12 protein-coding genes and 1 pseudogene are annotated in these 17949 nt (G+C 74.2%); 6 read left to right on the top strand and 7 right to left on the bottom strand.

Annotation, left to right across the window (positions count from 1 at the left end):
• Positions 1 to 70: 70 nt before the first annotated feature.
• Positions 71 to 763: a response regulator gene (locus ABT048_RS31915; protein ID WP_350525039.1), complete on the bottom strand. Its 693-nt coding sequence runs from the start codon at positions 761 to 763 to the stop codon at positions 71 to 73.
• A complete protein-coding gene (locus ABT048_RS31910; protein ID WP_350525043.1) occupies positions 760 to 1998 on the bottom strand; it encodes a sensor histidine kinase in 1239 nt (412 codons plus the stop codon). The genes ABT048_RS31915 and ABT048_RS31910 overlap by 4 nt, the downstream gene beginning before the upstream one ends.
• A 207-nt stretch (positions 1999 to 2205) precedes the next feature.
• On the opposite strand from ABT048_RS31910, the gene ABT048_RS31905 reads away from it, so the two are divergent.
• From ABT048_RS31905 to ABT048_RS31890, 4 genes are all read left to right on the top strand, one after another.
• Positions 2206 to 2928: an ABC transporter ATP-binding protein gene (locus ABT048_RS31905; protein WP_350525038.1), complete on the top strand. Its 723-nt coding sequence runs from the start codon at positions 2206 to 2208 to the stop codon at positions 2926 to 2928.
• Between the two features lie 17 nt (positions 2929 to 2945).
• Positions 2946 to 5312, top strand: coding sequence for an FtsX-like permease family protein (locus ABT048_RS31900; RefSeq protein WP_350525037.1), 2367 nt, complete (start codon positions 2946 to 2948; stop codon positions 5310 to 5312).
• 388 nt (positions 5313 to 5700) lie between these two features.
• Positions 5701 to 5880, top strand: coding sequence for a hypothetical protein (locus ABT048_RS31895; RefSeq protein ID WP_350525036.1), 180 nt, complete (start codon positions 5701 to 5703; stop codon positions 5878 to 5880).
• A 140-nt stretch (positions 5881 to 6020) separates the two neighbouring features.
• Positions 6021 to 9281 (top strand): type 2 lanthipeptide synthetase LanM family protein, encoded by a 3261-nt coding sequence (locus ABT048_RS31890; protein ID WP_350525035.1) that lies wholly within the window; start codon positions 6021 to 6023, stop codon positions 9279 to 9281.
• On the opposite strand, the pseudogene ABT048_RS31885 reads toward ABT048_RS31890, so the two are convergent.
• The 4 genes and pseudogenes from ABT048_RS31885 to ABT048_RS31870 all read right to left on the bottom strand — a co-directional run.
• Positions 9181 to 9510: pseudogene (locus tag ABT048_RS31885) on the bottom strand (hypothetical protein); the annotation flags it as partial. The gene ABT048_RS31890 and the pseudogene ABT048_RS31885 overlap by 101 nt on opposite strands.
• Before the next feature lie 343 nt (positions 9511 to 9853).
• Positions 9854 to 10921, bottom strand: a complete 1068-nt coding sequence (locus tag ABT048_RS31880) for a JmjC domain-containing protein (protein ID WP_350525034.1) — start codon at positions 10919 to 10921, stop codon at positions 9854 to 9856.
• 66 nt (positions 10922 to 10987) lie between these two features.
• The gene (locus ABT048_RS31875; protein ID WP_350525033.1) at positions 10988 to 11890 is read right to left on the bottom strand and encodes a cytochrome P450; all 903 of its coding nucleotides are present in this window, start codon (positions 11888 to 11890) and stop codon (positions 10988 to 10990) included.
• Between the two features lie 788 nt (positions 11891 to 12678).
• A complete protein-coding gene (locus ABT048_RS31870) occupies positions 12679 to 14949 on the bottom strand; it encodes a collagenase (protein ID WP_350525032.1) in 2271 nt (756 codons plus the stop codon).
• A 262-nt stretch (positions 14950 to 15211) separates the two neighbouring features.
• Here ABT048_RS31870 and ABT048_RS31865 point away from each other — a divergent pair, with 262 nt between their 5' ends.
• Positions 15212 to 15814, top strand: a complete 603-nt coding sequence (locus tag ABT048_RS31865; protein ID WP_350525031.1) for a superoxide dismutase — start codon at positions 15212 to 15214, stop codon at positions 15812 to 15814.
• Positions 15815 to 16057: 243 nt separating this feature from the next.
• Positions 16058 to 16888 carry a polysaccharide deacetylase family protein gene (locus ABT048_RS31860; protein WP_350525030.1) on the top strand — a complete coding sequence of 277 codons (831 nt, stop codon included), beginning with the start codon at positions 16058 to 16060 and terminating at the stop codon, positions 16886 to 16888.
• A gap of 63 nt (positions 16889 to 16951) precedes the next feature.
• Here the strand turns inward: ABT048_RS31860 and meaB are convergent, their stop codons facing one another.
• On the bottom strand, positions 16952 to 17944 hold the full coding sequence (meaB, locus tag ABT048_RS31855; RefSeq protein WP_350525029.1) for a methylmalonyl Co-A mutase-associated GTPase MeaB: 993 nt from the start codon (positions 17942 to 17944) through the stop codon (positions 16952 to 16954).
• Positions 17945 to 17949: the final 5 nt, after the last annotated feature.

Raw genomic sequence — 17949 nt, 5'->3', positions numbered from 1 at the left:
CGGGGTAATCGACCCCCGGGCTCCCGCCCGCGGCACTGCGCGTCGGGCTCCCGCCCGCCGGGCCGCGTCGTCACGGCGCGTCGGGCGCGGCGCCCACGCTGACCAGCCCCGTCTCGTACGCCGCGACCACCACCTGTGCCCGGTCCCGCAGGCCCAGCTTGCCGAGGATCCGGGCCACGTGCGTCTTCACCGTCGCCTCCGACAGCTGCAGCCCGGCGGCGAGTTCGGCGTTGCTGAGGCCGCGCGCCAGCAGCGTCATCACCTCCAGCTCGCGCGGGGTGAGCGTGCCCAGCTCGCGGTGCGGCGCCGCGGTGGCGGCGCCGGCGTCCGGACGGGCGAAGCGCTCGACCAGCCGCCGGGTGATGGCGGGGGCGAGCAGCGCGTCCCCGGTGCGCACCAGCCGGACGGCGGCGGCCAGGTGCTCCGGGGTGACGTCCTTGAGCAGGAAGCCGCTCGCCCCGGCGGCCATCGCCGCGTAGACGTAGTGGTCGAGGTCGAAGGTGGTCAGCATGATGATCCGCGGCGGCTCCTGCGCCGGGGCGGCGAGGATCCGGCGGGTGGCCTCCAGGCCGTCCAGACCGGGCATCCGGATGTCCATCAGGACCACGTCGGGCGCGGTCCGGCGGACGGCCGCGACGGCCTGCTCGCCGTCCTCGGCCTCCGCGACCACGTCGATCCCCTCGGACTCCAGGATCAGCCGGAACCCGGTGCGGACCAGGGCCTGGTCGTCGGCGACCACCACCCGCAGCGGCTGCGCGCTCATGAACTCTCCAAGGGGATCAGGGCCGTGACGCGGTAGCCGCCGCGCGGCCGGGGGCCGGTCTGCAGGGTGCCGCCGTAGACGGCGAGGCGTTCGCGCAGGCCGAGCAGGCCGCGCCCGTTGCCGGCGGAGGCGGCGCCGGTGGGGCGGCCGCCGGTGTCGGTGACCTGCACCGTCAGGTGGTCCGGGGCGTACTCGACGGCGACCGAGGCGTCGGCGCCGCCCGCGTGCTTGACGGTGTTGGTCAGGGCCTCCTGGACGACCCGGTAGGCCGCCAGTTCGATCCCGGGCGGGATGGCCCGGCGCTCGCCGGTGACGGTCAGCTCGACGGGCAGTCCGGCCTGCCGGACGCCGTCGACCAGGGCGTCCAGCCGGTCGAGGCCCGGCTGGGGGGCGAGGTCGGCGTCGGCGGCGGGATCGTCGCCGGCCGCCGAGTCGATGGTCAACAGGCCCATGACGTGCCGCAGTTCGGTCATCGCCGCGCGTCCGCCGGACTCCACGGCGGCCATCGCCTCGCGCGCCTTGTCCGGGGCGGTGTCCAGGATCTTGCGGGCGGCTCCGGCCTGGATCGTCATCATGCTCACGTTGTGGGTGACGACATCGTGCAACTCCCGCGCGATGCGGGCCCGTTCCAGTTCCACCGCGCGTCGCAGCGCGGCCAGCTGCTCGCCCTCCAGCGCGGAGAGCCGCTCCCGCCCCTCGTCCACCCGGTGGCGCCACATCCGCAGTTCGTAGGCGACCGCGAACACCGGCACCAGCACCAGGACGGCGATCACCCCGTTGGGGAAGTGCGGCAGCTTGGCGTCGTCGAAGAGCAGCACCAGCGCGGCGGTCGCGACCGGGAGGCTGAGCAGCACGGCCGGCGGACGGCGCTCGTACGCGGCCACGCTGTAGGCCGCGACGATCACCGCCACGCCCGTCGAGTACGCGATGTCCTGCGACTGGTGACGGACCAGCAGCGCGGTCGGCAGCACCGTCCAGAGCACAGCCAGCGGGAAGCGCCGGCGCAGCACCAGCGGCAGCGGCACCAGCGGGACCAGCAGCAACAGCCCGGTCACCGTGGTCACCTGCGGGTTGTCCGCGATGGTGGCGTAGCGACCGCTGCTGATGGCGAGGAAGAGGGCCAGGGCGACGTCGAAGGCCTGGCCGCGCCGGGTCGGCCGGGGCGGCGGGGCGCCGCCCGGGCCGTCGGCCGGGCGGAGCGCCGCGCGCAGCCGCCGCACCGTCGGATGGTTGATCACCGGGACATTGTGCGGGCCGGGGGCCGCCCGGCACAGCCCCGCGGGCGGCGGTGACCGGTACACCCGGCGACTACGTCGCAGGGATGACGCCGCCGCCGATCCGCCGGACGCGGTACGGGAGTTGCCGCGGGCGGCGGACGCGACCGGGCGCCGCCCGTCCGTACCGTCGTGCCGACCACCAGGCACGACGTACGAGGAGCGGGGATGAGCGGAGTCCGAGGAGTGACCGGACCGGGGCCGGGCGGCGGCCCGGTGATCGAGCTGAACGGGGTGAGCCGCCACTACGCGGGAGCCCGGGCGGCGCTGGACGGAGTCACGCTGAGCGTGCGGGCAGGGGAGTCGGTGGCCGTGCTCGGGCCGTCCGGGAGCGGGAAGTCCACGCTGCTGAACCTGGTGGCCGGACTGGACCGGCCGAGCGCCGGGACGGTCACCGTGGCCGGGGTCCGCGTCGACCGGCTGGGCGAGGCGGCCTCGGCCCGCTACCGGCGCGCCACCGTCGGCATGGTGTTCCAGTTCTTCAACCTGCTGGACGACCTCACCGTCACCGACAACGTGGTGCTCGCCGGTGAACTGGCCGGCGTGCCGCGCGCCGAGGCCCGGCGCCGGGCCGGCGAGCTGCTGGAGTCGCTCGGCATCGACCGGCACGCCCGCGCCCACCCGGGCCGGCTCTCCGGCGGTGAGCGCCAACGCGTCGCGGTGGCCAGGGCGTTGATGAACCGGCCGACGCTGCTGCTCGCCGACGAGCCGACCGGTGCGCTGGACTCGGCTTCGGGCGAGGACGTCAAGGAGCTGTTCCGGGACCTGCACCAGGAGGGCCAGACCGTCCTGCTCGTCACCCACGATCTGGGCCTGGCCGAGGACTGCGCGACCCGCACGGTCCGGATGTGCGACGGCCGGGTCGAGGCGGACTCGGCGGTGACGGCGTGACCGCGCTCGGAGGGGTCGTGCGTGCCGGAGTCCGCAGGCGCCGGACCCAGTCGGTCGCGGTCGGGCTGGCCGCGATGGTGGCGACCACCTGTTCCGTCCTCGGCGGCTCGCTGCTGGTCGCCTCCCAGGCCCCCTTTGACCGGGCCTTCGACCGTCAGCACGGCGCCCATCTCACCGCGCGCTTCGACGGCACCAGGACGGACGCCGGGCAGCTCGCCGCCGCCGCGCACGCCGCCGGGGTGACGGTCGCCGCCGGGCCGTTCCGCACCCTCACCGTCGACCCCGAACCCGGCCCGGGGTCGAGCGTCCCGCCCGGGGTGACCATGGCGCCGATGACCGTCACGGGTCGCGCCTCCGCCACCGCGGACGTCGACAACGTGGAGATCCTGCAAGGCAGTTGGCCGAAGCGGTCGGGTGAGGTGGTGATCGACTCCGGGTACGGGAACCAGGGGGTGGACATCGGCGGCACGCTGCGCCTGCCCGGCCTGCCGGGAACACCGACGCTGAAGGTCGTCGGACTCGCCCGGTCCGTCAGCCGCACCTCCGACGCCTGGGTGACCCCCGACGCCGTCGCCGCCCTCACCGCGCCCGGCAGCACCCCCGGCTACGAACTGCTCTGCCGCTTCGCCCGGGCCGGCACCACCGGCGAGATGGCCGCCGACCGGGCCGCCGTGACCGCCGCCGCGCCCGCCGACTCGCTCACCGGCGCGCAGTCCTGGCTCACCGCCAAGCAGGGCTCCGACCGCAACACCGCGCTGTTCCTGCCCTTCATGGTCTCCTTCGGCCTGCTCGGCCTGGCGATGTCGGTGCTGGTGGCGGGCAACGTGGTGGCCGGCGCGGTCGGCACCGCGACCCGGCGGATCGGCGTCCTCAAGGCGCTCGGCTGCACCCCCGCCCAGGTGGTGCGGGCCTACGTCGCCCAGGCGCTGATCCCGGCCACGGCGGGCACCCTGCTCGGCGTGGCCGCCGGAAACCTGCTGACCGTCCCGGTGCTCGCCACCACCGGGCAGCTCTACGGCACCACCACCTCCGGCCTCGACCCCTGGGTCGACGCCGCGGTCGCGGGCGGCACCCTCGCCGCCGTCGCGCTGGTCGCCTGGGCCGCCGCCGCCCGCGCCGGACGGCTGCGCACGGTGGACGCACTCGCGGTCGGCCGCACGGCGGGCGGCACCCGGCGGGACGCCCTCGCCGCCCGCGCCGCCGCGCTGGCCGCCCGGCTGCCGTTGCCCCGGCCGCTGAGCCTCGGCCTCGCCCAGCCCTTCGCCCGCCCCGCCCGGGCCGCCGGAATGCTCGCGGCGGTGCTGTTCGGCACGACGGCGGCGGTCTTCGCGGTGGGCATGGGCGGGACGATGACCTGGGTGCAGCAGGCGAAGAACCACGACATCGCCGACATCCGGGTGCACCCCGAGCGGCCCGACGTCCCGGCCGCGGCCCGGTCGGCCCCCGCGGCCGGTCCGGCCGCGGCCGATCCGGCCGCCGTCACCGCCGCCCTGACGGCCCAGCCGGGCACCGCGAGCCACTACGGCGCCGGCGTCGAGGACGTCACCGTGCCCGGGGTCGCCGGGAACACGACCGTGACCGCCTTCGCCGGCGACAGCAGCGGGGCCGGCTACCGGATGGTGTCAGGCCGTTGGTACCGGGGCCCGGGCGAGGCCGTCGCACCCGCCACCTTCCTGACCGAGGCCTCGGCGAAGATCGGCGACCCGGTGACCTTCACGACCCACGGCCGGGCGGTCACCGTCCGGATCGTCGGCGAGGTCTTCGACCCCCACGTGCAGACCAACGAGCTGTTCACCGACGCCGCCACCTTTCCCTCCGGGACGGACCCGAAGCCGGACGTCTGGTTCGTCACGCTGAAGCCCGGCACCGACCGCGTCGCCTACGCCACCGCCGTCGGCGCCGCGCTCGCCCCGGTCCACATGATCGCCGAGGCCGACGTGCCGCGCGGCTCCAGCGACATGATCCTCACGATGCGATCCCTCACCGCGACACTGACCGCACTGCTGGTCGCGGTCGCCGGGCTCGGCGTGTTCAACACCGTCGTCCTGGAAGCCCGGGACCGCCGGCGGGACACGGGCGTCACCAAGGCGATCGGCATGACCCCGGCGCAGACCGTGGGCGTGGTGCTCGCCCCGGTGCTCCTGGTCGGCGTCGTCGGCGGCGCGATCGGCCTGCCCGCCGGCCTCCTGCTGCACCGGGTCACGGTGCCCGCGATGGGCCACTCCGCCGGGCTGAACTTCCCGGACGCGGCACTGGACGTCCTCGGCACCCCGGTGCTGGTGCTGCTCGGGCTGGGCGGCGTACTCATCGCGGCGCTCGGCGCACTGCTCCCGGCCGTGCGGGCGGCCCGGGCGAGGACGGTGGATGCCCTGCGGGCGGAGTGACGGAGGGCGGCGGGGGTCCGGCGGGCGGGCGGTGGGCGGGCGGTGGGCTCCGGGCGGTGGGTGGCGCGGTCAGGCCTGGCCGGGCCTCCATCGTGACCCTGGGTGCAGGGCGCTGCCACAGGAAGGATGCGTTCAAACCTCGGCCGGGGTTCACACCGTCGTAGTCGTCCGGCTTTCGGACAGGTGTGCGGCGGCCTGGGGGGCCCGGGCGCGCGAACGGGCCGGACGTGGCCTGGGGGAAAGGGGAGGAGAGCACCAGGTGGACGCTATTTCGATCCTGGCCGAAATCGGAACCGGCGATGCGTCGGCCCTGGTGTGACGGGTGGGCCGCTGTCAGGATCCCGACCCGGCACACCCCGTGCCAGACCGACCGCTTGGAGGAGGCACCATGCAGCCCACGGCTGAGCAGGTTCGCGCGCTCAAGGACGAGGACTTCCGGCTCACCCTCGGTCAGGGCCACCAGGTCCACCCGGCCGGCGAGCCGACGGACGAGCTCTACGTCACCGCCGCCGTGCAGGCGAGCACCTGCGGCGGCTGGTCGAGCTGCGGGCACGTCTGCAGCTTCTGACACCGGGGCCGACGCGGCCGCCGGTCGCACCGGCGGTCCGCGCCGGCCCGTGCCGCCCCCCCCCGGAGGCGGCCGTCCACCAGCGCAGCGCAGCGCAATGCAGCGCCGGGCAGTCCAGAGCAGAGAGGCGGCACCGCCCCGTGGCCGACGCGTCCGAACTCCTCCGGGCTGCCGCCCGAGCCGTCCCGCTGTCCGCCCGCGGCCCGGTGCCGGCGTGCGACGCCCCCGGACGGGAGGCCGTCGAACGCGCCGCCCGGAAGCTGGAACGCTGGCGGGCCCAGGCGCCGTTCGACCGGGACGGCTGGTTCGAGCGCCGCCTCGCCGCCGACGGCCTCGACCCGGAGGCCCTGCGCGCTCTCCTGACCGAGCACCCGGACGCGCTCGCCGGGCGCCTCGGGGTGCCCCCGTGGGCCGAGCGGCTCGCCGCCGCGTTCCACCGCCAGGCCCCCGCCGCCGCTCCGGATGGTCAAGCCGCCCCGGCGGTACCGGAGGCCCCGGTCGTACCGGACGTCCCGGCCGTCCCCGAGGACCACGCCTTCGCCCGGCTCGTCGCCCCCCTGCTCGCCGACGCCGGTGACCGGCTGCGCACCGGGATCGCCGCGCTGGACGCCCCCGCGCTCGGCACCCCCGAGGAGCTGGCCGCGCTCGCCCTCCCCGCGCTCACCGCGACCGTCCACGGCATGGCCACCCGGACCGTCATCACCGAACTCCATGTCGCCCGCCTCACCGGCGAGTTGACCGGCGACACCCCCGAACTGCGCTACCGCGACTTCCTCGACCGGCTCACCCGCCCCGAGCGGGCCCTGCACCTCCTGTCCGAGTACCCGGTCCTGGCGTTCCGCCTCGTCACCGCCGCCGAACAGTGGACGGACACCACCCTCACCCTGTTCCGCCGGCTCGCCGCCGACCTGCCCGCCCTCACCGCCACCTTCGCGGACGGCCGCCCGCTCGGCCGGCTCACCGCACTCACCACCGGTCTCGGCGACCCGCACCGGGGCGGCGCCACGGTCGGCTCCCTGCGCTTCGAGCACGACGTCCGGATCGTCCACAAGCCGCGCCCGTTCGGCGCCGAGACGCACTTCCAGCACCTCCTGCGGTGGCTCAACCCCCGGCTGCGGCTGCCCCTGCGCGACCTCGCCCACCTGCCCGGCGACGGTTACGGCTGGGTCGCCCACGTCACCGCCGAACCGGCGCGTGACGACACCGAGTTGAGCGACTTCTACCACCGGGCCGGAACCCTCGCGGCGCTGATGTACGTCCTGGACGCGGTCGACTGCCACGCCCAGAACCTGCTCGCCGTCCGCGACCAGCCCGTCCTCATCGACCTGGAGGCACTCCTCCACCCCGACCTGCACGAGCCGGCCAAGGACCTCTCCGAGTCCGAGCGCCTCGCCCGCCACCGGGCCCGGCACTCCGTCCTGCGCTCCGGCCTGCTCCCCGAACGCATGTGGGACGAGGGCAACGGCGGCACCGACCTCTCCGCCCTCGGCTGGGACCCGGCCAGCCTCCCGCCCCGGCCCGCCCCCGTCCTCGTCGGCCAGGGCACGGACGAACTGCGCCTGGAGTACCGGAGGCTGCCCGTCGAAGCGCCCGGAAGCCGCCCGGTCCCCGCCGGGCAGCCGCTGCGACTCGCCGACCACCTCGACGCCCTGGAAGCCGGATTCACCGAGGCCTACCGGCTGCTGGCCGCCGACAAGGACCGGCTCCGCACGCTGCTCCGGGCGTTCGCGGGGGACGAGACCCGGCTGCTGCGCCGCGACACCTTCGAGTACCGCAGCCTCCTCAACACCGCCTGCCACCCCGACCTGCTGCGCGACGCCCTCGACCAGGACCGCCACCTCGACCGGCTCTGGGCACTCGCCGCCTGGGAGGAGCACACCCTCGCCTTCGTCGCCCACGAACGCGCCGACCTGTGGCGCGGCGACGTGCCCGTCTTCACCGTCCGCCCGGACGGCGTCGACGCCCGCTCCGCCACCGGCGCCGTCATCCCCGGTGTCACCGACCGGCCGGCCCTGGACCTCGCGCTCGCCAAGGCGGACGGCCTCGGCGAGGAGGACCTCGCGCACCAACTCCAGCTCCTGCGCCTGTCGGTGACGACGGCCGACGGCGCGCGCGAGCCACGCCGGACGATCACCGCCGAGGCGCGCGACCTGCCCGCCGACGTGCGCGACCTACCCGCCGAGGACGGCGATCCCGGCGCGGCGCAAGCGCTCGCCGACCGCGCCGTCGCCAAGGCCGTCGAGGCCGGCGAGCACCTGCTCCGCGAGGCCCACCGGGGCAGCGCCGACCTCGCCTGGTCCGGCCCCAACTGGACGCCGCCCGGCCGCTGGGCCCCCGCCGAACTCGGTCCGGACCTCTACAGCGGCACGGCGGGCATTACGCTCTTCCTGCACCAGCTCGCCGTCGTCACCGGGGACCGCTCGCACGCTGAGGCCGCCCGCGCCGCCGAACTGACACTACGTCAGCAGATCCGCCGCCGGGTCGACCGGCTCGGCGGCGGGCTCGCCGGGACGGGCGGCGTGCTCTACGCCCTCGCACAGTTCGCCGCCCACCATCCCGACGCCGAACTCGACGACCTGGCCCGGCTGGTGATCGGCCGGATCGCCACCACCGCACCCGAGGACACCCTCCACGACCTGCTCTCCGGCAACGCGGGCACCATCGGCGGCCTGCTCGCCTGGGAGGCCGTCCGGCCTGGCCCGGCCGTCACCGCCGCCCTGGCCGCCTGCGCCGAACGCCTGGCCGGGGCCGCCTCCCCGCACCCCGACGGCGGCGTCGGCTGGCTCCCCGCCTCCCTCGCCGGGGCCGCCGACCGGCCCCTGGCCGGATTCGCCCACGGCGGCTCCGGCATCGCCTGGGCCCTCGCCCGCGCCGGCCACCGCCTCGGCGACCCGGCGCTGCCCGAACTCGCCCTCGCCGGCCTCGACTACGAGCGCACCCTGTTCGACCCGTCCGCCGCCAACTGGCGCGACGTCCGCGAGGACGACGGCCCGGACGGCCCCTCCTTCCCCGCCCTCTGGTGCCACGGCGCCTCCGGGATCGCCCTGGCCCGGGTCGAACTCGCCGAACTCCTGCCGGACCGGGCGGAGTCGCTGCGCAAGGAGCGGGACACCGCACTCGACACGGTGCGCCGCGAGGGCTTCGGCCTCAACTTCTCGCTCTGCCACGGCGACCTCGGCAACCTGGAGACCCTCCACCTCGCCGGCGCCCCCTGGCACGCCCGGGCCCGCACCACCCTGGCCGCCCTCGACACCCGCGGCTGGCTCTGCGGGCTCCCGCACGGCGTCCACAGCCCGTCCCTCATGGTCGGCCTCGCCGGCATCGGTCACGGCCTCCTCCGCCTCGCCGCCCCGGCCCGCGTGCCGTCCCTCCTCGCCCTCCACCCGCCGGTGGCTCCCTGACCCACGGGTCGGAACCCCTGGGGTCGGTCGAAGACCGGTCCGAGGTCCGGCGGGAGGTGTGCGACGACCAGGGCGACGGCCGCCTCCGGGCCGTCCGGAGTGCCGAGCACGTCGAGGCTGTACGGGCGCGGACGCGGTAGGTGCCGTTCCCCAGGGGGTCGGTGAACGGGACCCCCTCGGTCACCCACGGGAACGTCGTCGACAGGCTGAAGCCCAGGGTGTGGTGGCTCGTGAAGGGGTACGGCGGCGTCGACCCTGCTGAAGCTGCTCTCCGGCCTCTACCTGTCGCAGTCCGGCCGGATCACCTGGGACGGCGTGCCGGTGGAGGAACCGGACACCGACGGCACGTGGTCCCGGGTGGCCAGGGTGCCGCAGGAGTTCGCGCGCTGGCCGTTGGGCGCCGCGGAGAACGTCCACCTCGGCCATCTCACCGACGAGCTGATGGCGGACGTCGAACGGGCGGCGGCGCGGACCGGCTTCGACGAGGTCGGGCCGGCTCGCCGCACTCACCACGGGTCCCGGCGCCCAGGCGGTCCGTCTCCCCGGTGGCTCGTCTCCCCGGCGGTCCGGGGTCAGTCGGCGGCGCGTGCCGCGTCGCGCAGCCGGCGCCAGGTGCGGCCCACCGGGCCCGGCCCGCCGCGTCCGGCGCCGGGCCCGCCGTCGTGCCAGGCCCGGGCCGCCCCGGCGAAGGTCTCCGGCGCCGTCCCGGTGACGGAGTCCCTCCGCGCGGCCGGTTCCGCCGGCACGCCCGGTGCGGTCGGCACCGCCGGTTGCGCGGAGGAGGGCCGCGCCGCCCGGGCGGCGCGCAGCAGGTCCCCCGGTTCGAGGGCGTCGAGCCGCGTCCTGGCATGGCCGATCAGGGTGGCGCAGGCGTCGCCGATCGCGGCCTGGCCGAGCGGTCGGGCCGGGAGGTCCAGCCCCTCGGCGAGCCGGCCCGCGAGGGCCGTCCGCAGGTCGTCCAGGGAGAGGTCGCGGACGGTCAGCGACAGGTGGGCGGACAGCCCGCCGGCGCCCACCGCGCGGTGGGCGAAGCCGCGCGGGACGTAGAGCACTTCGCCGGGTTCGAGGACGTGGCGCAGGCGTTGCGGCGAGTGCTCGTCGTCCGGGAGTTCTCCCAGGGACCAGTCCGGCGCCGCCGGCGCGTCGTGGACGTACCAGGTCTTGCGTCCGGCGCTCTGGAGGACGAACACGTCGGCGTCGTCGCGGTGCACCGCGAGGCCCTGGGCGCCGGCGGGGGTGACGAAGAAGAACGCCTCCACGCGCCGGTCGAGTTCCTCCGACAGCCGGGCCACCAGCTCACCGGTCGGGCGGTGCCACTGGTCGACGCACCGCAGCAGCAGTGTCGCGCCGGCGCGCAGGCGGGCGAGGACCTTCGCCCGGTCGGCGAAGCCTTCGTACGTCACGCCGTTGACCACGCGCGGGGTGGTGAAGGCCCCGGCCGGGACGGTGATTTTGTCGGAGCGCACCATCTCCAGGTACGGGGTGCGCAGCAGCCCTCCATCGAAGGCGGCGTCCAACGCGTCGAGGCCGAACGGCGGGGCGGGGGCCTGTGGGGTGAAGACCGCGGGCTCGCGCTGCCACCGGTGGTCGGCGAAGCTCTCGACGTCACCGACCCAGTGGGCCAGCGTGGGCGATTCCATGGTGTGTCCCGTGGTGTCAGGGGGGTTCGGTCGGCGGTCGGCGGTTTCCGGCCCGGGGCCGCCGGGTCAGGCCGCCGTCGCCGCGTCGAACCGCACGGAGAGCAGGGAGCGCAGGGGGACGGGGGCGTCCCGGTGCGGTCCCCGGATGACCAGGCCGTTGTCGAAGGCGACGGTCAGCAGGCGTTCGGCCAGCGGGACGACCAGGTGCTTGGCCCAGCAGCGCGCGCCCTCGAACCCGAACGGCATGAAGCCGGGCGTCTTCTCGGGGTCCGCCACCCCGGTCCAGCGTTCGGGCCGGAACTCCATCGGGTCGGACCAGTGCTCCGGGTGGCGGTGCATCAGGAGCGGGAACAGCGCGATGTCGTCCCCGGGGCCGATCTCGGGGTGCATCGCGGTGTAGGCCTCCCCGCCCTTGCGCCACAGCATCCACGCGGGTGGGAGCAGCCGCAGGGTCTCCCACAGGGCGGCGGTGAGGTCGGAGGGGGCCGCGTCCCGTTCCCCGCCCTGCTGCTCCTGCCGCAGCAGCCACACGGCGTTGCCGGCCAGTGCGGCCACGCCGTCGCAGAGGGTGGCCGTCGCCCGCCGGTACATCGCGACGGCCTGCTTGCGGTCCAGGGGGTCGGAGGCTCCGCGGATCAGTTCGGCCAGGGCGGTCGACGTTCCGGCGGCCCCGGGGCCCGGCCAGGCGGTGACGGCGCGGTCGACGATCCGGGAGAGCGCGTCGGAGCGGGTGACGCCGCGTCTGGACAGCAGGGAGACCGGCAGCGGGTCGGACCCGAAGAGCCAGCGGCGCAGGTAGGAGGTGGACGCGTAGGGCCAGGCGCCGGCGAGTCCGCGGGCCGGGGGCGGCGGTGTCCGGATGCCGGCCATGACGTCCTGTCCGAGCGCGCGGATCGTCCGGGTCGCGCTGTCGTGGGGGATGTCGGCGCCCGCGGCCGGCTTGTAGACCGAGCGCTCGTCGGACCGCACGGGACGCGCCGCGACGATTTCGGCCAGGAGCCGGCAGTCGGCGACGCCCACCGTGGCCGGGTCGATCCGGAATACCTTTTCGGTCCGGTCCAGTAGGTCGCGGATTCTCGGGGCATAAACCAGGGAATGGTCGCGCGCGGCGGTCGGCGCCATTTCTTTCACGAGTTCCCTGCCTTTGTCGGAATATCGGAATTTCGGTGGCGCGTCTTCGCGCCGCGTCGTCGGGCGGGGGGCGCGGCTCGGCCGCGCCGCGTCCCCGCCGCCCGGCGGTGGTACGTCAGATGACGTGCAGGATCCAGGCGTTGGCGGCGAGGTCCTCGTCCTTCTTGAACTTCTTGACGATCGCCTTGATCATCTTCATGGCTGTCTCCGTTCTGTGGCGGTGGGCGGGACACATCGGGCGCGACACGGGACGCGCCCCGGCCGGGCGGCGGATACGGAATTCCGTCGAAGGATTCCGAACGCCCCGTCCGTTCTTGGACCATAACCGACCGTCCGACGTTCCGACACCCCTTTGACAGTCGCTATTCGAATCCTCGCGCAATGTTGACGGCCATTCGAAGGGCAAATTGTTATAACCCTGATCCGGAACGTCCGCGGGTGGGGGGAAGATGACGGTATGGAGCCGAGGACCGGGGCCATCGGCCTGCCCGTCCGCGCGCCGCCCGCGGGCCGCCGTCCGCCCGCCGCTGGTCGTCCGGTCGGCGGCCCGGGCGGGGACGGCGCGCGGACGGGAACGGCGGAGGGCCCCGCGTCGCCGCGGGGCCCTCCGGTGCGTGCAGGAGCGGTCAGTTGTAGGTCGTGGTGACGGTGACGCCGCCGAAGCCCTGCTGGCCGTAGAGGCTGAAGTACACCCAGCCGGACGGCGGGTTGGTGATGGTGAGGGTCTCGCCGTTGCCGCTGTTGGTGGACTTGGCCTGGTACGAGCCGGTGGTGGCCCAGGCGCCGCCGTTGTAGTAGAGGTCGGCGTTGCCGGTGCCGCCGCTGGTGGTGATGGTCAGCTGCTGCACGCCGGCCGGGAGGTAGAGGAAGCTGTAGCTGTAGTTCCCGGTGGTGGCGGCCGCGCCGTCGCGGCGGCAGTTCTTGTCGAACTGCCGGCTGTCGGCGGCGGTGCACAGCGGAGCCTGGGAGGCGGGCAGCGAACCGCAGTTGTCGGCGGCGCACTGCTTGAGCCAGGCGGCGAAGTCGGCGTCGTAGGCGGTGCCGATGGTGGACTTCAGCAGGGTGCGGGCGCCGTTCCAGTCGCCGACGCGGTACTTGGCGAGCAGCGCGTCGACGTCCTGCGGGTGCGACTGGAGCATGTAGCGGACGGCCAGGTAGCCCCAGTTGTAGATCCGGGTGGAGTCCGCGTTGGCGTAGGTGCTGTCGAACAGGGTGCTCAGCGCGTAGGTGCCCTTGCCGGCCTGGGCGACCGCGTCGTCGTAGTGGACGCCCCGGTAGCTGTAGGAGATGTACTCGGCGAGGCCCTCGACCCACCAGATGGTCGGGGTGGTCATCCCGGCGTCGAAGTCGCCGTAGAAGTCGTAGCGGCCGTCGAGGTAGTGGGTGTACTCGTGGTTGAGGTTCCAGATCTGGAACTGGGGGCGCAGCCAGGAGGCCTCGTGGGCGATGAAGCGGGCCTGGTTGCCGGCCTTGGCCGGGTCGCCCTCCTCGTACATGCCGCCGTTGTCGACGGCGATCTTGTACATCTCCCAGGCGTAGAGGCTGTAGTTGTAGTAGTCGTCGAAGACGACGACCTCCAGGCTGGTGTTGTTGTCGTTGGCGACCGGGCCGCCGTCCTTGACCACCTTGTGGAAGTAGGCGTCCTGGTTGACCAGGCTGGTGCAGGTGTCGGCGAGCTGCTGCGCGGTCATGTCCTGGGCGCGGATGCGCAGGTTGGCGTTGCAGGTGTGGTCGACGGTGAGCACCAGCGGGACGAGCTTGGCCGGGACGTCACAGGTGCCGTAGTAGGAGCAGTTGCCACTGTCCTTGTTCTCCGCGAACCAGAGCAGGTTCATGGTGAGCGGTCCGGTGTTGCCGACCAGCGGGTAGCGGTTGACCAGGTCCTTGACGATCGGGCGGCCCTGGGCGCGCAGCGCGTCCTTGGCGACCAGGTTGCCGATCTGGATGCCGATCGAGGTGACCGGGTCGGAGCCGGTCAGCTGGGAGGCGTTGCGGGTGACGAAGCCCGCCATGCTGGTGGCGAAGGAGGGGTCGGCCTGCAGGGCGCCGACGAAGTCGGGCAGGTCGAAGCCGCGCTCGATGACGGTCTCGGTGTTGGCGACGGCGGCGGCCATGGAGCCGGTCCAGGCGCTGGAGTAGCCGTCCAGCAGGCGCTTGACGACGCCGGTGTAGCGGGCGTTCTCCTGGGCGCTGTCGATCAGGGTGACGGCTTCGGCGAGGGTGGCGCCGTTGGCCTCGGTGACGTCCTTGCTGTGCGGGGCGGCGAAGAAGCCGTCCAGCGCGCCGCGGACGGCGGTCTGCAGGGCGGTGCCGTACGGGCCGACGACGTCCTTGTTGTTCCACTGGACGTAGTAGCCGGCGCGCAGGAAGAGCACCAGCTGGCCGGCCGAGGTGGAGTCGTCGCCGGGGTAGGCGGCGGAGGCGTCGCGCAGGGCGTTGGCGACGCTGACCATCTGGGCCTCGTTGAACGCGGCCCTGGCGTTGTCGCCGGTCAGGGTGAACAGCGTGTTGACGCAGTCGAGGCCGGCGGCCTTGACCTGCTGGACCAGCGCGGCACCGGAGTTGCCGGTGAACGCGGACACGTCGCAGGCGTTGGCGGCGAGCTGCCGGGGCGCCTTGGTGTTCGTGCCGATGGTGCTGCCCGCCGTCGGGGCGGTGGCCTTGGCCCGCGCGTCCGAGGCGAGCGGCCGGGCGTCCCTGGGGGTGTCGGGCGACTTGGGCACGGGGATGGCGTGCGGCGCGGCGGGCTTGGCGGTGGGCGCGGTCGGCTTGCCCTGGGGAGTGGGGGCGGGCGCCGCGTGGGCCTGCGGTGCGAAGAGTCCGAGCGCGAGGAAGAAGGCGGCGCCGAGCGCAGGGAGTCTGCGCGCGTTCGCCTTCGCTATCCGGAAGGGACGCATGTGTGGGGGCCTCCGGGGCCGGTGGTGGCCGTGGTTGGGGACACGGCCGCTCCAATGTGTGACATGTAAAATGGCACACGGGTGGCGGCTGCGGGAAGCCCCGGGAGCGGAAAAGTTGTCAGACCCTGACGGGAAGCCCCCGATCGAGCGTCAAAGCCGAGGAATAAGCAGGAGCCCATGGTTCGTTCCTGCAAGTCATACGCAATAGTGTTGTCCCGGCACGATCAGCATCGCTCAACCCGCCGAAAGGGGCCGTGTCCTGATGGGCACCTACACGCTTCCCGACCTTCCGTACGACTACTCCGCGCTTGAGCGGGCGATGTCGGCCGAGATCCTGGAGCTGCACCACTCCAAGCACCACGCCGCCTACGTCAAGGGCGCCAACGACACCCTCGACCAGCTCGCCGAGGCGCGCGACAAGGACCAGTTCGGCGGCCTGGTCGGCCTTCAGAAGACCTTCGCCTTCCACCTGTCCGGCCACGTGCTGCACTCGCTGTTCTGGCAGAACCTCTCCCCGGAGGGCGGCGACCGCCCCGAGGGCGAGCTGGCCGACGCCATCACCGAGCACTTCGGCAGCTTCGAGGCCTTCAGGAAGCAGCTCACCACCGCCACCACCGGCGTCCAGGGCTCCGGCTGGGGCATCCTCTCCTGGGAGCCGCTCGGCAAGCGCCTGATCGTCGAGCAGGTCTACGACCACCACGGCAACGTCGGCCAGAACACCACGCCGCTGCTGGCCTTCGACGCCTGGGAGCACGCCTACTACCTGCAGTACCGCAACGTCCGCCCGGACTACGTCACCCGCCTGTGGGACGTCGTCAACTGGCAGGACGTCTCGGCCCGTTTCGCGGCCGTCACGGGCGCCTGACCTCGTTCGGGTGACGGGGAGGGCCCCGGACCGGTCGGGCGGTCCGGGGCCCTCCCTTCCCCTTCCGCTGCCCCTGTCCCTGCCTCGTTGCCGTCGCCTGGGCCGGGCCCGGGGCCGGGCCTCCTGAGGGCGGTCGACGATCAAGCCTTCACCTGCGATGACGGGGGATTTCGGGAACCCGTTCGACGGGGTTCACGTCATGAACCTCGGAGAGACCGCAGACAGGTGGGGGGCAGTCAGCCGATGGACCGCAAAGCACGGATGAAGGACCTGGCCGGCAGTCGGGTGGCGCTCGCGGTGGCGGCCGTCGCCCTGGCGGCGGGCGCCTGGGGGGTCGCCACCCTCGCCGGGCCGGACGGCGTCCCCCGGCAGGACATCGCACAGGAGCAGGGCACGTCCGCCGACGGCAGCGGCGGGGACGGCGCCAAGGGCGGCGACGGCGGCACGCAGCAGGGCAGCGGGATACCCGACGGCATCGCCCACGCCTCCGAGAGCGGGGGCAACGCCGTCAACATCACCATCGACGACGGCCCCGATCCGACCTGGACGCCGAAGGTCCTCGACGTCCTCAAGCGGCACGGCGTGAAGGCGACGTTCTGCATGATCGGACCGCAGGCCAAGGCCCACCCCGACCTGGTCAAGCGGGTCGTCGCGGAGGGCCACCGGCTCTGCGACCACACCGTGGACCACGACACCTCCATGGACAAGAAGCCCGTCGCGTACCAGGAGAAGGAGATCCTGGACGCGAAGAAGATGATCGAGGACGCCGCGGGCGGCGCCAAGGTGATGTACTACCGGGCTCCCGGCGGCTCGTTCACCCCCGACAGCCGGCGCATCGCCGCCGCGAACGGCATGCGTCCGCTCGGCTGGAACGTCGACTCGAAGGACTTCAACAAGCCCGGCACCGGCGCCATCGTGGACACCGTCAAGAAGGAGCTCCACCTCGGCCCGACCATCCTGTTCCACGACGGCGGCGGCGACCGCCAGCAGACCGTCGAAGCTCTCGACCAGGTGCTCACCTGGCTGAAGGCCCAGGGCCGCCCCACCGGCTACCCGGTCCAGACCACTCCGTGACGCGTCGCGCCGCCCGGGCGGGGCGGTGCGGCGGTCGTGCCGCCACCGCCCCGCAACCAGCCGTCAGGGTGTGCCGAAGAAGCCGTCCAGGATGCGCTGGGCGGCCAGTCCTGCCGGGAGGGTGCCGGCGCGGACCCGGGCTTCCAGGTCGGGGGCCAGGCGCCGTACGTCGGGGTGCTCGTGCAGGCGGGCGTAGAGCTGGTCGTGGACCATCGCCCAGGTCCACTCGACCTGCTGGTCGCGGCGCTTGGCGGCCAGGGCGCCGGTGGCGTCGAGGACCTTGCGGTGCTGCTGGAGTCGCTCCCAGAGCACGTCGAGGCCGGCGTTCTCACGGCCGCTGCAGGTGAGGACGGGTGGGGTCCAGGCCGCGTCGGGGGCCTGCAACAGCCGCAACGCGCCCGCGAGTTCGCGGGCCGCGGCGCGGGCGTCGGTCTCGTGCGGGCCGTCGGCCTTGTTGATCGCGATGACGTCGGCGAGTTCCAGGACGCCCTTCTTGATGCCCTGGAGCTGGTCGCCGGTCCGGGCGAGGCTGAGCAGGAGGAAGGTGTCCACCATGCCGGCCACCGCCGTCTCGGACTGGCCGACGCCGACCGTCTCGATCAGCACCACGTCGTAGCCGGCCGCCTCCATCACCACCATCGACTCGCGGGTGGCCTTGGCGACGCCGCCCAGGGTCCCCGAGGTGGGGGAGGGGCGGACGAAGGCCTGCGGGTCGACGGCCAGGCGCTCCATCCGGGTCTTGTCGCCCAGGATGGAGCCGCCGGTCCGGCTGGAGGTCGGGTCGACGGCGAGGACCGCGACCCGGTGGCCCTCCCCCGTCAGCATGGTGCCGAAGGAGTCGATGAAGGTCGACTTGCCGACACCGGGAACCCCGGTGATACCCACCCGGACCGCCCCGCCCGCGTGCGGCAGCAGCCGCTGGAGCAGCTGCTGCGCGAGCGCGCGGTGGTCGGGACGGGAGGACTCGACGAGGGTGACGGCGCGCGCGATCCAGGCGCGCGAGCCGTCGAGGACACCCGTCACGTAGCTGTCGAGGTCGATCGTCCGCGGAGGCATCGGCT

Origin of the sequence: Kitasatospora sp. NPDC096140 (genome assembly GCF_040303045.1) — a bacterium.
GTDB lineage: Bacteria > Actinomycetota > Actinomycetes > Streptomycetales > Streptomycetaceae > Kitasatospora.
Note: the sequence above shows the minus strand (reverse complement) of the source record. Positions and strands in the feature narration are given on the sequence as shown.